The following is a 13,634-nucleotide window of genomic DNA, read 5'->3' on the forward strand; positions in this document are numbered from 1 at the left end:
CCCCCTTCGGGGCGGCAGTGCGTGCCTCGCGTGATCCGCGCTCACCCGTGCTCCTTGTCGGCAATATCGAGGCCGTGGTCGAGCGCGTCGAGCAGCAGTTCGGCCTCGCGCGCGGAGATGACAAGCGGCGGCGCCAGGAACAGCGAAGTCTGCTCGCCGCTGGTTCCGATCACCGCGCCGGCCTCCAGGGCGCGCTCCGCGACGCGCGAGGCGATCGGCACCTCGCTCGTGTCGGCACGCCAGGAGCGCCAATCCGGGCCGTGCAGTTCCACCGTCCAGTGCAGCCCCTGCCCCGCCACACGCCGCACGCTCGGATGCTTTTCCGCGATCGCGAGCAGGCGGCGGGTAAAAAGCCTTTCGAGCGTCTGCACGTGCTCCAGAATGTTTTCGTCAGAGACGACCTTCAGATAGGCGCTGACAGCAGCCATGCTGATCGGATGGCCGCGCAGTGTGCCGTAATTCTGCCAGCTGGAGCCCTCGAGCCGCTGGACGATCGCCTTCGACACCACGACCGCAGCGACGGCAGCTGCACCACCGCCAAGCGATTTTCCGAGTGTCACGATGTCGGGACGGCTTTGGGCTCCCTGGAACGCGAACCAGCGGCCGGCACGGCCGGCGCCGGTCACCACTTCGTCGGCGATCCAGTACGAGCCAGCCTGGCGCGCACAGCGGGCCACTTCATCCTGATAGGCGCCATCGTAATAGATGCCGCCCTGCGTGTAGTCGATGATCGTTGCTGCGGTGTCCGAGAGCACGCGCGTGGCGTCTGCCAGATATTCGCTGGGCGGGGCGTTGTTGGCCGGCCCACCATAGATCGCGCCATCCGGCGCCGGGAGAACCCGCACGGGCGCCATCGGCGCCGGCAGCTTCGAGCCGCCTGAGTGCACCGCGAGCCCGCCATGCCATTGCGGCTGCACCGTCATGCTGCGAGACAGGCCGGTGATACCGTGATAGGCGCGCTCGCGTGTCGCCAGCGCCGAGCGCTGTGTGAGAGCCTGGCAGAGCGACAGCGCCATGTCGTTGGCCTCGCTGCCGCTGATGCAGAAGCGCACCGCGCCGACCCAATCCTGTTCGCCGTTGAAGGCAGTGGCCATCAGGTCGTCGGCGGCCTGCTCGCGGCCGACCCAGGTCCAGCCTTCGTTGACGATCGGCGTATCCGCCGCGCGGCGGATCGCCTCCACCATCGCGGGATGGCGATGGCCGAGGCCGCCGCCGGTGTTGCTGCCGTCAATGAGCTTGCGGCCGTCAGCGAGATGAAAGTACACGCCCTCGCCGCCGACCACAGTCATGGGTGCGCTGTCGCCCGCATTCAGCCCGGTTCGCAACAATCTGCTCATCGCAATACCTTCATTCCGCGGCCACGGCGCCGTAACCACCGCCGCCGCAAGTCTCGACCGTGACGAGATCACCCTGCTGCAACACCAGGTTCGACTTGCCGTCGATCGGAACGTTTCCGCCCTGCCTGATCAACGAGATCCGACAGGCCTTGCCGGGTTCGCCGCCCTGCATGCCGAACGGAGGAATCACCATGCGCTCGATGCAGGTAGTCAGATGCATCGAGGGGGCAAGGATGCGATAGGTGCGAACGACACCGTCGCCACCGCGATGCGCGCCGGCGCCGCCGGAATGCCGGCGAATGGCCTGCTGCTCGAGGCGGATGGCGTAGTTCGCCTCGATGACTTCGACCGGCGTGTTCGAGGTGTTGGACAGATGCACCCGGGTTGCCGAGATACCGGCCCGATCGTGCCGCGCGCCCTCGCCGCCGCCGTGAACCTCGTAGAGCATCTTCCACGAGCCGTTTTGGCGCGGTTCGGCGAAGAACAGCACGCCCGCCGTGGTCGCCCCGCCCGCCGACAGGCGCTCTGGAATGGTGTGCTGCATGGCGCGAAAGATCGCATCGACGATGCGCATGGAGGTCTCGTGGTTGCCGGCGGCGACGGACGCGGCCCAGCCCGGCTCCAGGATCGAGCCCGGGCGCGTGATGATGGTCAGTGGCCGTAGCGCGCCGGCGTTCTGGTGCATATCGCGCCCGCTCATGATGCGCGCGGCATAGGCCACCGCCGAGCGCGCCATGAACGGCGTCGTATTGCAGAAATTGGAGACGCGGTCGCAGCTTTCGGAGAGGTCGAAGGTCGCCTCGTCACCCGCGATGGTGATTTTCACGTGGATCCGCGCCGGCGCATTGTTCTCGCTGCCGTCGTCGAGATGGTCCTCGCCTTCGTAAACACCGTCCGGCAGGTCGCGCAACGCCTCGCGCATCTCGATTTCGGAGAGATCGTGCAGGCGCAACTGCGTCGCCATGAAGACCGCCTTGCCGTGCTCGCGGCAAAGCTCGACGATACGCTTCTCGCCGGCCTTGGTCGCCGCGATCTGGGCGAGAAGGTCGCCCTCGCAGGATTCGGGATCGCGGACGTTTGCCTTGAGCAACTGCACGATCGGTGTGTTGACGCCGGCGGAAGTTGCGATCAGCACCGGCGGAATCCGCATCGCTTCCTGGAAGGTGTCGATGGCCCTTGCGAAATAGCTGCCGGGCCAGGTGCCGCCGATATCGGGCCAGTGCGCAAGGCTGATCGCAAACGCCACGATCTCGCTGTCGACGAAGACGGGCCGCACGACCTTGACGTCGTTGAGATGATTGCCGCCGAGCGCGCCGACATTGTATATCAGCGCGTCACCGTCGTTCAGGCTATCGCGCGGCACCACTTTCAGCAATTCGGGAACCGTATAGGCCATCGCGCCGAGATGGATCGGGATGTCGCGGCCCTGCCCGACCAGATCGCCGCGGCCGTCCGTGATCGCCGACGACAGGTCGCCGGCCTCGCGCAGCAGCGGCGAGCGCGCCGACCGCGTCATCACCAGGCTCATCTCCTCGGCCGCGGCGGAAAGACCGTGGCGGATGACCTCGACGACGAAAGGATCGAGCTTCATGCCGCCCTCCGCGTCAGGAACAGATTGCCTGAAACGTCCGGCCTCGCCTGCCAACCCGGCGGCACCACCACCGTCGACCACGCGTCTTCGATGATGGCCGGACCGCCGACGATGTCGGTCAACGAGGCGCGGTCGATGATGGCTGTTGCGATGTCGTGGAAGCCTTCGAACGAGCAAACGCGGCGACCGCTGGACACCGCCCTGACGGCGGTCGCCGGCCGGCTCACCACGGTCGTGGACGGGCGGCGCGCTTGCACCCGCACAGATTCGATGACGCAACTCTCGCTCGTCGCATAGCCGAAGAGCTCGTGATGCCGCGCCAGGAAGTCCTTCTTCAGCCTGGCCACATCCAGCGGTAAGGCGAACGACACCGGAATGGCGTCATTCTGCGCCGCGTAGCGCATCAAGGCCACCAGCTCGATCTGGATTTCAGCCTTGGCGATGCCATTGGCGATCAGCGGCGCCGAGGCATCTTCGATCAGCGTGTCGATGCGCTCCGACGCGCGGGCGAGATCGATGCCGTCCAGCGCCGCGCGGAGTGTCTGCTGCTGGAGGAAGCTGAAGTCGGCGGTGAGACAACCCAGCGCCGAGAACGCACTCGAGGCGCTCGGCACGACGACCTCTGCAATCCCGTAGAGATCGGCAAGACCCGCAGCGTGCATCGGACCGCCGCCGCCGAAGGCGAGCAGCATGCAGTCGCGCCCGTCGATTCCGCGCTCGACGGTGACGCGGCGGAGCGCGCGGGCCATTGTCGCGTTCGCGACCTTGACGATGCCGAGCGCGGTTTCGGTCAGTCTCAGTCCCAATGCGCGCGCAATGGGATCAATGACGTCAGCAGCAGCCTTGATATCGATCCCGATCCGGTCGCCGAGCTTCGTCTCGGGATTGAGGTAGCCGAGCACGGCATTGGCGTCGGTGATCGTAGGTTCGGTGCCGCCGCGGCCGTAGCAGGCCGGTCCCGGCTCGGAGCCGGCGCTTTCCGGCCCGACCGTCAGGCCACCCGGACCATTGCGCACGATCGAGCCGCCACCCGCCCCGATGGAATGAACCGCGAGCATCGGCTGGCGCAACGGCTTGTCGCCGAGCATGCGGCCGTCGGTCATTTCGGCCTGGCCGTCGACGATCAGGCACACGTCCGTCGTCGTGCCGCCCATGTCGAAAGTCAGCATGCGCGACGTGCCGAGCTGGCGCGCGATGCTGACGGAGGCCGAGACGCCGGCCGCCGGGCCGGACATCGCCATCACCAGCGGCCGCCGCTTCACGGCGGAGATCGGGATCATGGCGCCGGCCGAATGAAACACCTGCAGGCCAGGCCCGATCGGCAGGCGCTGCTCGAGCTCGCTGAGATATTCGACAGCGATCGGCATCGCAGCCGCATTGAACACGGTTGCCGACGTGCGCTCGTATTCGCGCGCCTCGGGATTGACCTCGTGCGACAGCGAGACGTGGGCAACGACGTCCTTGAGGCGTTCGCCGAGGATTTTTTCGTGGATGGGATTGGCATAGGCGTGAAGCAGAGCGACCGCGACACTCTGGACGCCGGTCTGCTTCAGCCAGGCCACCAGACGCCGGATTTCCGTTTCATCCAGCGCCTTCAGCACCCCGCCCTCGTGATCGAGACGCTCGACAAGCCCAAAACATCGTTCAGGCGGCACCAGCGGCGGCGATTTCGGCGGCACGTCGAGACGATAGAGATCGCGGCGGCGATAGCGCGCGATCTCCAGCACGTCGGCAAATCCTTCGGTCGCGACCAGCGCCACCTTCGGCAGCCGGCCCTCGACGATCGCGTTGGTCACGCGCGTGGTGCCGTGGACGAAGCGCTTGACCTCGCTCTTGCGCAGCCCCACCGCTTCGATCGCTTCCAGCATCGCCTGGACCGGCGCCTGCGGGCGCGACGGCACTTTCGCAATCCGCGCCTCAGCGGTATCGCGCCGGATCGCGATGATGTCGGTGAAGGTGCCACCGATATCGGTGCCGACTTCCCAGCGATTTTCGTCAGTGCTCATGTCCAAGGGTCAGTCACGGATGACGTCCGAACCGGACGCCGGGTCCTTCCCGTCCGTCGCCAAGTTCAATGCCGAGTCCAATGCCAAACCGGGAGCGCTCATCTTGCATCCCTTCTCATGCCACTGTCTGCGAGGGTGCGACAGAGCCACGGGCTCGGGAAAGGGCCGGAGTTGTCGCAATCCGCCACTCCAGCGCGTGACCGACGCCGTCGCGCCGCGGCATCAGCTGCCCATTTTGGTGCAGTGCTGCTCGCGCAAAGAGCAGGCAAACGCTAACCGTCCCACGCGAGAAAAGTGCAGCGCACCACGGGTTTTTCTGCACGAAACTCGCGAGCCTGCTGCGTTGCAATCCGAGTGCCCGAGATCGACTGTCTAATTTGCAGGCGATCAACCGGCGCTGCGGACCATCCGAATGCCTATGAGCTATGCACGACGGTCGGCTCAGCCTCTCTTTATTGTACGAACAATAAGATGCGACGTGGAGGGTCGCATGGTGCGTTGCCGCCAATGCCGGCTGCGATTGTCGCGAGCAGTGGCCGCGCACCTTCGTGGCGCATCACACCAGGCTGGACTTGCCGCGGCTGAGCACCCGGCCCGCCCCTTTGTCGCCCACGATTTTGCCCTGCTCGTACACGACGCGCCCGCGCGCGATGGTGGTGACGGGCCAGCCGGTGACGTCAAACCCTTCCCAGGGCGTATAGTCCGCGCCGTGATGCAGGTCGACCTGCCGGATCGGCCTGGTCAGCCTGGGATCCCACAGCACGATATCCGCATCGAAGCCGACGCCGATCGAGCCCTTGCGCGGATAAAGGCCGTAGATGCGCGCATGGTTGGTCGCGGTCAGCTCGACGAATTTCTGCAAGCTGATCCGTCCCTTCGAGACGCCTTCCGAGAACAGGATCGGCAGCCGCGTCTCGACACCGGGAATGCCGTTCGGCACCCAGCGAAACGAGGTGCGGGAATTCGGCGTCAGCTTGCCCTTGGGATCGTCGTAGCGGAACGGACAATGGTCGGACGAAAAGGTCTGGAAAACGCCTGATGTGATGCCTTCCCAGATCGCCTGCTGGCTCTCGGCATCGCGCGGCGGCGGCGAGCAGACATACTTCGCGCCCGTGATGTCCATGTTCAGGCCCTTCATGTCGTCGGCCGTGAGCGTGATGTATTGCGGGCAGGTCTCCGCATGGACCGGCAATCCGCGCTGCTGGGCCCAGCGCACCTGCTCCATGGCCTCTCGCCCGGAGACGTGTACGATCATGATGGGGACGCCGATCACCTCGGCATGGCTGATGGCCCGATGCGTCGCCTCGCGCTCGACGGCCTGGGGGCGCGAGGTGCCGTGATAATAGGGCGCGATATGGCCTTCGCGTTCGAGCTTGGCGGTGAGGAAACGGATGGCGTCATAGCCCTCGCAATGGACCATGACCAGCGCCTCCTCGCGGCGCGCGACGTCGAACACCTCCAGCAACTGCTTGTCGCTGAGCACGAGGTCGTCATAGGTCATGAAAACCTTGAACGAGGTGTAGCCGTCCTTGACGAGAGCCGGCAGCTCCTGCCCGAGCACGACCGCGGTCGGATCGGAGATGATGAGGTGGAACGCGGTGTCGATATAGCACTCGCCCTCGGCAAGCTTGCGGTAGTTCTCGACGCAGGTCCGCAGCGAGGTGCCCTTCTCCTGGAGCGCGAAGGGCAGCACCATGGTGTTGCCGCCGGCTGCCGCCGCGCGCGTCGCCGAGGCAAAATCGTCGGCCATCACCACGTCGGGGCCTGAGGCTTGCGAGATGTGGACGTGGCTGTCGATCCCGCCCGGCAGCGCCAGCAGGCCCGTCGCGTCGATCTCGCGCGCCGCGCCCTCGATGCTGTCGGCGATGGCAACGATCTGGCCGTCGCGGATGCCGATATCGGCGCGAAACTCGTCGCTGGCCGTTACGATGGTGCCGCCGCGAATGGCGAGATCGAGCTGCGTCACTTGACCTTGAAGCACGTGCGTCTCCGTCATTTGATGATCGGCATTGTCTGGAATATCCGTCCCCACGGCGCAAGGGCCGCGATGTCGCCACCGGCGAGGCCGAGGCTTCGCCACAGCGTGACTGCAACGGAGTCGAGCACAACGATATTCAGCTCCTGCTCGAGCGAGGCCGCAAGCGCTGCGCCGTCCAGATTGGTGCAGAGGATGACGACGGCGTCGGCACCCTCCGCCGCCACCGCACGGATCATGTCCGCGATCGTCGCGGGCGCGACCTCGCCGAACGAGAAATTGTCGCGCAGGCCGAGGTGTCGCTCGACGTGTGGCGCGATACCCTCGCGTGCCCAGACGTCGGCGATGCGCCGCTGCACGTCATCCGTATAGGGCGAGACGAGCGCGACGCGTTCGGCTCGAACCGCGCGGGCGGCGTCGATGCAGGCGAGCGTCGAGGTTGTCGCCGGCACGCCGGTGCGCGCCGTGATCGCCTCGCAAAGGCTCCTGTCGCGACCGATGCCGAGCCAGCTCGCCGACGTACCGTTCCAGGCGATGGCGTCGACCCTGGCATCGGCGAGAAGGTCAGCGGCGGGCAGCATCACCGATGCATCGAACTGACTCAGCGCTGCCGCGTCGAGCGCGATCTCGGTGACGCGGAAACGGGAGAAATGTGCGGTAACGCCGTCGACGCCGTGAAGCATGGCGCTGGTGACCGGCTCCAGCACCGAATTGGAAGACGGCGTGATCATGCCGAGACGCTTGCGCAGGACTGACATCGATCACGGACGCTCCATTGCGGGGGCGCGATTGCCCCCTCGAAAGATCATCCTTGCCGGCATCGCGCTACGCAAGCCGCAATCTGCATGCTGCATACAATTTGTTCGATATGCATTTGTTTTGAGCCACATACGTCGCCAATTTGGGCATCGTATTTGGCTGGGAGTGGATAGGATCATGCGCAGGCAGGAAGTCCGGCGTGCAGCAGAAATCCGAACCAAACCCGGGACGAAAGTCGCCCAAACTCAAGCGGATGGGCTTGCACGAGCGTGCCGCCACGCGGATGCGGACGATGATCATTCGCGGCGAGTTGCCGCCGGGATCGCAGACCCAGGAGACCAAGCTGTCGAAGTCGCTCGGCGTGTCGCGCACCCCCTTGCGCGAAGCGATAAAGGTGCTCGCCGCCGAAGGATTGATCGAGCTCCGTCCCAACCGCAGCCCGCGCATCGCCGATATCGCGGTCGGCGGGATCTCGGAATTGTTCGAGGCGCTGGCCGGCATCGAGCGACTTGCCGCAGAGCTCGCCGCGGAGCGCGCCACCGAGCGCGATCTTGCCCGCTTGCGCACGCTTCAGACCCGGATGGAGGGTCATCACCGTAACGGCAAGCTCGACGACTACTTCGCCATCAATGGCGAGATCCACAACACCATCGTCCGTATGGCCCGCAACACGCCGCTACGCGAGGCGCATGAGACGCTGATCTCCCGCGCCGAGCGCGCGCGCTACCTCGCACTCGGTGCCGACCGCCGCTGGAGCAATTCCGTCGACGAGCACGCCGGTATTCTTGCCGCGCTCGAGGCGCGCGACGGCGAGGCGGCCGGCCGCCTGCTCGGCGCTCATGTCGCACGCACCGGCACGGCGCTGCTCGAAGTCCTCGCCAAATCCCAACCCAGGCGGACGGCGTCGCAATCATGAAGCTTCTGCTGCTCAACCCGAACACCAGCACCGAGGTCACCCGGCTGATGACGGGCGTCGGACAGCGCGCGGCGTCCCCCGGCACCGAGCTGATCCCCTGCACCGCGACGCGCGGTGTGCCCTATATCTCGACTCGCACCGAGGCCCAGATCGGCGGCGCGATCGCGCTGGAGATGCTGGCCGAGCAGCAGCGGAACGTCGACGCTGCGATTATCGCAGCCTTTGGTGACCCAGGCCTGTTCGCCGCACGCGAGACCTTCGACATTCCCGTGGTCGGCATGGCAGAAGCGGCGATGCTGACGGCGTGCATGGCCGGGCGCCGCTTTGCCATCGTCACTTTCGCACAGGCCCTTGGGCCCTGGTACGAGGAATGCGTCCGCGCCCACGGGCTGTGGGAGCGCTGCGCCGGTATCCGCATGCTCGATACGCCGTTCCAAGCGATCTCCGAGGTCGGCACCGAAAAGGAGGATGTGCTCGTCGAGCTCGCGCAACGTGCGATCGTCGAGGACGAGGCCGACGTTCTGATCTTCGCGGGCGCCCCGCTTTCGGGTCTCGCCGAGCGCGTCGCCCACCGGGTCCCCGTCCCTGTGGTTGATCAAGTGGCGGCCTCAGTGAAGCAGGCCGAGGCGCTGGTTGCGCTGCGCCTGCGCAAGGCCACCGCGGGGACGTTCCGAAGGCCTGCTGCCAAACCGACCATTGGCCTGGCCGAGGTGCTCGCCGCCCGGCTCGAGCATCGCGACAACCAGTGAGAAGGGTCTGACGATGCGAGCGGTACGATCGGTTTTCAGTTGCACGGCTGGCGGCAGACCAGGGCACGAGACTTGCTTTCTCTCCGAGGAGAACGGGAGGCAACACCATGGCTGAAACGCAAGGCGGCCGTTCGCTCGTCGTCGACGCGGTGACCCACCGCTATCCGAGCGGCGCGCTTGCCGTCGAGAACATCAATCTCGACATCAAGGGCGGCGAGATCATTGCGCTACTCGGCCCCTCCGGCTGCGGCAAGACCACCCTGCTGCGGATCATCGCCGGCTTCATCGCGCAGAGCCAGGGGCGGATCATCATCGGCGACGACATCGTCGACGCACTGCCGCCGAACCGCCGCGCCGTCGGCATCGTGTTCCAGAACTACGCACTGTTTCCACATCTCTCGATCAGCGAGAACGTCGGCTACGGCCTCGCCGCCCGCGGTGTCGATAAGGCGACGCGCCAGCGCGAGGCCCAGCGCCTGCTCGAACTGGTGCAATTGCCGACAATGTCGGAGCGGCTGCCGCGGCAGCTTTCCGGTGGCCAGCAGCAGCGTGTCGCACTCGCCCGCGCGCTCGCGATCAAGCCGTCGATCCTGCTGCTCGACGAGCCCTTTGCCGCGCTCGACAAGAACCTGCGGCTCGACATGCAGATCGAGGTCAAGCGGTTGCAGCGCGTCTCCGGGATCACGACGTTGATCGTGACGCACGACCAGGAAGAGGCGTTGTCGATGGCCGACCGCGTCGCCGTGCTCAGTCATGGCAAGCTCGAGCAGTTCGGGTCGCCATCGGACGTCTATGATCGTCCGCAGACGCTGTTTGTGAACACCTTTGTCGGCGCCAGCAACCGGATGCCCGGCGTTGTGGTATCGGCAGACCGAACCGCTGCAAAGGTGCGCCTCGACGCCGGCGCGGAGATCATCGCGCGGCCAGCGGGCGGCGCCCTGACCGAAGGCGGCCGCGTCACCGTCTGTATCCGGCCCGAGCATCTGCAATTCGTCGGCGACGAGACCGGCTTTGCCGGCGTGGTCGGCATGTCGCTGCCGCTAGGGGCCACCGTCGTCCACGAGGTCACCACCGCCGACGGCTCCGGCGTCAAAGTTTCCCAGGCGCGTATCGGCGAGACGCGCGCGCTGGAGAGCGGCGCCGCGGTGCGCCTCGCACCGCTCGCCCCGTCGCTCGCCAACGCCTTTCCTGCAACGCTTTAGATCCAGTCTTTGTCCAAAGGGAGTTCGAACATGATCATGAACCGCCGAAGCCTGATGACGACCGCACTCACCCTCGGCGCCATGAAGGCGTTTCCCGGGCTGAGCTACGCCCAGGCCCGCCCACTGGTGTTTGCAACCTTCACCGGAAGCTGGGAGGAAGCGCACAAGGCCGTGCTGGTGCCGGCGTTCCGCAAAGCCAGCGCCGACGCGGCGGTCGTGCTCGATCCGATGCTGTCGGTCGACCAGATCGCCAAGGTCAATGCGGCCAAGGCCAATCCGCCGATCGACGTCATGCTGCACGATCCCGGTCCGGCGCTTGTCGCGATCGGCCAGGATCTGGTCGAGCCGTACCCGGTCGAGAAGAGCGCCTATTACAAGGACCTGATCGCCGAGGCGCAGGAGCCGATGGGCCCCGCCCCGTTCTTCCAGGTCGTCGGCCTCACCTACAATCCCGAAACGATCAAGACGCCGCCGACCTCCTGGGCCGATCTGTGGAAATCCGAGTTCAAGGGCCGCGTCGGCATCACCAATCTGAACTCGACGCTCGGCACCGGCTGGCTGGTCGAGATCGCCAAGATGCGCGGCGGCTCCGAGGCCAATGTCGATCCGGGCTTCAAGGCGCTGGAGGAGTTGAAGCCCAATCTCGCCGCCGTGGCCGCCAATCCCGGCGCGCTCGCGACCCTGTTCCAGCAGGGCCAGATCGACATCTCGCCCGGCAATTTCAACGCGATCCAGATCCTGAAAGCGCGCGGCGTGCCGGTCGAGTTCGTGGCGCCGAAGGAAGGTGCCATCGCCTTCAAGACCACGATCCACATCGTCAAGAACTCGCCCAACCGCGAACTCGCGTTCAAGCTGATCGAAGCGTCGCTGACGCCGGAGGTGCAGACCACGCTGATGAACCCGCCTTATCTGATCGTGCCGACCAACTCGAAGGTCAAGATGGGCGGCGAGATCGCGCGCGTGCTGGCCAAGGATACCGCCGAGCTGAAGCAAAAGTTCGTGTTCCAGGACTGGAAAAAGATCAACGAGCAGCGCTCGGCCTGGATCGAGCGTTTCAACCGCGAGATCAAGATCTAGCGCCATGGGCACAGCACCGGCATCACGGGACGTGACGTCCTACGGGATGGGATTGGCAGCGCCGCTGGCGCTGTTCTTCCTGGTCTTCTTCGTGGCGCCGCTGCTGCAGCTGCTCTGGCTCTCGCTGCACAACGACACGGCCGCGCTCCATTGGGGGCTCGGCCAGTACCTGCACTTCCTCACCGATCCTTTCAGTTTAGGGGTGCTCGGCTCGACGCTGCTGCTGGGGGCCGAGGTGACGGCCGTCTGCCTCGTGCTCGGCTTTCCCATCGCCTGGCTCTACCAGCGGGTCGGGCCGCGGCTGCAGACCATCATCATCCTGATCGTGCTGCTGCCGCTCCTGACCAGCGTCGTGGTGCGCACCTTCGCCTGGATCGTGATCCTGGGGCGCCAGGGCATCATCAATGCGACGCTGCAGTCGCTCGGAATCATCGATACGCCGCTGAAACTGCTCTATACCCAGTTCGGCGTGGTGATCGCGCTGGCTCAGGTGCAGATGCCGCTGATGACACTGCCCCTGATCACCGCGCTCGGCCGGATCGACCCCAATCTCGACGACGCCTCCTGCTCGCTCGGCGCCGGGAGCTGGCGGACCTTCTTCAGGGTCGTGCTGCCGCTGTCGCTGCCCGGCGTGATCGCCGGCTGCACGCTGACCTATGCCGCCGCGATCACCGCCTTCATCACCCAGTCGCTGATCGGCGGAGGGCAGATGCTGTTCATGCCGATGTATCTTTATCAGCAGGCGTCCACACTGCAGAACTGGCCGTTCGCGTCCGCGATCTCGATCATCTTCCTGCTCGCCGTGCTCGCGGTCGTATCCGTCTTCACCACGCTCGGCCGCATGTCGCGCGGCTATGGAGGCGCGTGATGAGTGGGCGCAAGCGCACCCTGGAAGCGATCAGTTTCGAATTCGTCATGACCGTCATCGCGATCATCGCGTTGATCATCATCATTGCACCGTCGCTGGTGGTCCTGATCGTCTCCTTCACCAGTGGCTTCTCGCTGCGGTTCCCGCCGCCGGGTTATTCGTTGCGCTGGTACGCCGAGCTCTGGGATGCCTGGCAGCTCCACTTCGCGGCGAAGAACAGCCTGATCGTCGCGCTTTGGGCAACGGGCCTGTCCGTCGTGCTCGGCGTTGCGGCGGCACTTGCGATCTCGCGATCGCGGACGCTGTCGGCGCGGCTGCTCGATTCCCTCTTCATGTCGCCGCTGGTACTTCCGGCGCTGGCTTTCGGTCTCGCCGCGCTGATGTTGTTCTCGCTGGTCGGCCTGCCGGTGTCGCCGCTGACGCTGGTGATCGGCCACACCGTGGTCTGCGTCCCCTATGTCGTGCGCAACACCGTTGCGGCGCTGGCCCAGCTCGAACCGACCCTGCTCGAAAGCTCGGCGGTGCTGGGCGCGAGCCGGCTCTACACGTTCCGCCGCATCGTGCTGCCGCTGATCCGGCCCGGCATCATTGCCGGGGCCTTCATCGCCTTCATGTCGTCGTTCGACAACGTGCCGGTCTCGCTGTTCCTGCGCGATGCCGCAACCGACATGCTGCCGATCCGGATGTGGCAGGACCTCGAAGGCAAGCTCGACGTCACCATCGCAGCACTTTCGAGCGTGCTGATCATCGCGACGGTCGCGATGGTCGCGGTCATGGAGCGCGTCACGGGACTGTCGCGGCGGCTGACCAACTGATCAGGCGCCGCGGAACAGCGAATAGCCCCAGCGCGTGAATTTCAGCGGCAGATGAAAATGCTCGTCGACGTGCTTGATGCGGAAGCGGAACGGCGTCACCGTGAGAAAACCGTCGCCGTCGCCAAAGAACTCTCCGAGATGAAACAGGACCTCGTACTCGCCTGCCGTCACACCAGCGCCCTGGACAATGGGATGATCGAGTACACCATTTGCGCCGAGCCGCCCGTCGGCGACGCGCGAGGAGTCCGGATCGATCCGCCATATCTCGACGCGCAGCCCCTGCGCGGGACGTCCGCTCGCCACATCGACCGCGTGAATGGAAATGCCGCCTGCCACAAT

At 65.8% G+C, this 13,634-nt stretch carries 12 protein-coding genes; 6 read left to right on the plus strand and 6 right to left on the minus strand.

Going from position 1 to position 13,634, the window contains the following annotated elements; genetic code table 11:
- Positions 1 to 41 precede the first annotated feature (41 nt).
- The 5 genes from NR187_RS08700 to NR187_RS08720 form a co-directional block, all read right to left on the minus strand.
- The gene (locus NR187_RS08700; protein ID WP_256806266.1) at positions 42 to 1,337 is read right to left on the minus strand and encodes an aminotransferase class III-fold pyridoxal phosphate-dependent enzyme; all 1,296 of its coding nucleotides are present in this window, start codon (positions 1,335 to 1,337) and stop codon (positions 42 to 44) included.
- A 10-nt stretch (positions 1,338 to 1,347) separates the two neighbouring features.
- Entirely contained in the window at positions 1,348 to 2,928 is a 1,581-nt protein-coding gene (locus tag NR187_RS08705; RefSeq protein WP_256806267.1) for a hydantoinase B/oxoprolinase family protein, read from the minus strand.
- Entirely contained in the window at positions 2,925 to 4,934 is a 2,010-nt protein-coding gene (locus NR187_RS08710; protein WP_256806269.1) for a hydantoinase/oxoprolinase family protein, read from the minus strand. The genes NR187_RS08705 and NR187_RS08710 overlap by 4 nt, the downstream gene beginning before the upstream one ends.
- A 556-nt stretch (positions 4,935 to 5,490) precedes the next feature.
- Positions 5,491 to 6,900: a dihydropyrimidinase gene (gene hydA / locus NR187_RS08715; protein ID WP_211383543.1), complete on the minus strand. Its 1,410-nt coding sequence runs from the start codon at positions 6,898 to 6,900 to the stop codon at positions 5,491 to 5,493.
- A gap of 26 nt (positions 6,901 to 6,926) precedes the next feature.
- The gene (locus NR187_RS08720; protein WP_211383091.1) at positions 6,927 to 7,667 is read right to left on the minus strand and encodes an aspartate/glutamate racemase family protein; all 741 of its coding nucleotides are present in this window, start codon (positions 7,665 to 7,667) and stop codon (positions 6,927 to 6,929) included.
- A 200-nt stretch (positions 7,668 to 7,867) separates the two neighbouring features.
- On the opposite strand from NR187_RS08720, the gene NR187_RS08725 reads away from it, so the two are divergent.
- From NR187_RS08725 to NR187_RS08750, 6 genes are all read left to right on the plus strand, one after another.
- A complete protein-coding gene (locus tag NR187_RS08725; protein ID WP_211383090.1) occupies positions 7,868 to 8,584 on the plus strand; it encodes a GntR family transcriptional regulator in 717 nt (238 codons plus the stop codon).
- Positions 8,581 to 9,333: an aspartate/glutamate racemase family protein gene (locus NR187_RS08730; RefSeq protein ID WP_211383089.1), complete on the plus strand. Its 753-nt coding sequence runs from the start codon at positions 8,581 to 8,583 to the stop codon at positions 9,331 to 9,333. The genes NR187_RS08725 and NR187_RS08730 overlap by 4 nt, the downstream gene beginning before the upstream one ends.
- A 107-nt stretch (positions 9,334 to 9,440) precedes the next feature.
- Positions 9,441 to 10,535, plus strand: coding sequence for an ABC transporter ATP-binding protein (locus NR187_RS08735; RefSeq protein ID WP_211383088.1), 1,095 nt, complete (start codon positions 9,441 to 9,443; stop codon positions 10,533 to 10,535).
- A gap of 30 nt (positions 10,536 to 10,565) precedes the next feature.
- Complete coding sequence (locus tag NR187_RS08740; protein WP_211383087.1) at positions 10,566 to 11,612, plus strand: ABC transporter substrate-binding protein; 1,047 nt, start codon at positions 10,566 to 10,568, stop codon at positions 11,610 to 11,612.
- A 4-nt stretch (positions 11,613 to 11,616) separates the two neighbouring features.
- Positions 11,617 to 12,480: an ABC transporter permease gene (locus NR187_RS08745; RefSeq protein WP_256806271.1), complete on the plus strand. Its 864-nt coding sequence runs from the start codon at positions 11,617 to 11,619 to the stop codon at positions 12,478 to 12,480.
- On the plus strand, positions 12,480 to 13,295 hold the full coding sequence (locus NR187_RS08750) for an ABC transporter permease (RefSeq protein ID WP_256806272.1): 816 nt from the start codon (positions 12,480 to 12,482) through the stop codon (positions 13,293 to 13,295). The genes NR187_RS08745 and NR187_RS08750 overlap by 1 nt, the downstream gene beginning before the upstream one ends.
- Here the strand turns inward: NR187_RS08750 and NR187_RS08755 are convergent, their stop codons facing one another.
- Positions 13,296 to 13,631 (minus strand): hydroxyisourate hydrolase, encoded by a 336-nt coding sequence (locus tag NR187_RS08755; RefSeq protein ID WP_211383084.1) that lies wholly within the window; start codon positions 13,629 to 13,631, stop codon positions 13,296 to 13,298.
- Between the last annotated feature and the right edge of the window lie 3 nt (positions 13,632 to 13,634).

The organism is Bradyrhizobium sp. Bra64 (assembly GCF_024519875.1).
Classification (GTDB): domain Bacteria; phylum Pseudomonadota; class Alphaproteobacteria; order Rhizobiales; family Xanthobacteraceae; genus Bradyrhizobium; species Bradyrhizobium japonicum_G.

Coding starts and splice junctions, on each gene's coding strand:
- NR187_RS08700 (WP_256806266.1), bottom strand. CDS start 1,337: ATGAGCAGATTGTTGCGAACCGGGCTGAATGCGGGCGACAGCGCACCC.
- NR187_RS08705 (WP_256806267.1), bottom strand. CDS start 2,928: ATGAAGCTCGATCCTTTCGTCGTCGAGGTCATCCGCCACGGTCTTTCC.
- NR187_RS08710 (WP_256806269.1), bottom strand. CDS start 4,934: ATGAGCACTGACGAAAATCGCTGGGAAGTCGGCACCGATATCGGTGGC.
- NR187_RS08720 (WP_211383091.1), bottom strand. CDS start 7,667: ATGTCAGTCCTGCGCAAGCGTCTCGGCATGATCACGCCGTCTTCCAAT.
- NR187_RS08730 (WP_211383089.1), top strand. CDS start 8,581: ATGAAGCTTCTGCTGCTCAACCCGAACACCAGCACCGAGGTCACCCGG.
- NR187_RS08735 (WP_211383088.1), top strand. CDS start 9,441: ATGGCTGAAACGCAAGGCGGCCGTTCGCTCGTCGTCGACGCGGTGACC.
- NR187_RS08740 (WP_211383087.1), top strand. CDS start 10,566: ATGATCATGAACCGCCGAAGCCTGATGACGACCGCACTCACCCTCGGC.
- NR187_RS08745 (WP_256806271.1), top strand. CDS start 11,617: ATGGGCACAGCACCGGCATCACGGGACGTGACGTCCTACGGGATGGGA.
- NR187_RS08750 (WP_256806272.1), top strand. CDS start 12,480: ATGAGTGGGCGCAAGCGCACCCTGGAAGCGATCAGTTTCGAATTCGTC.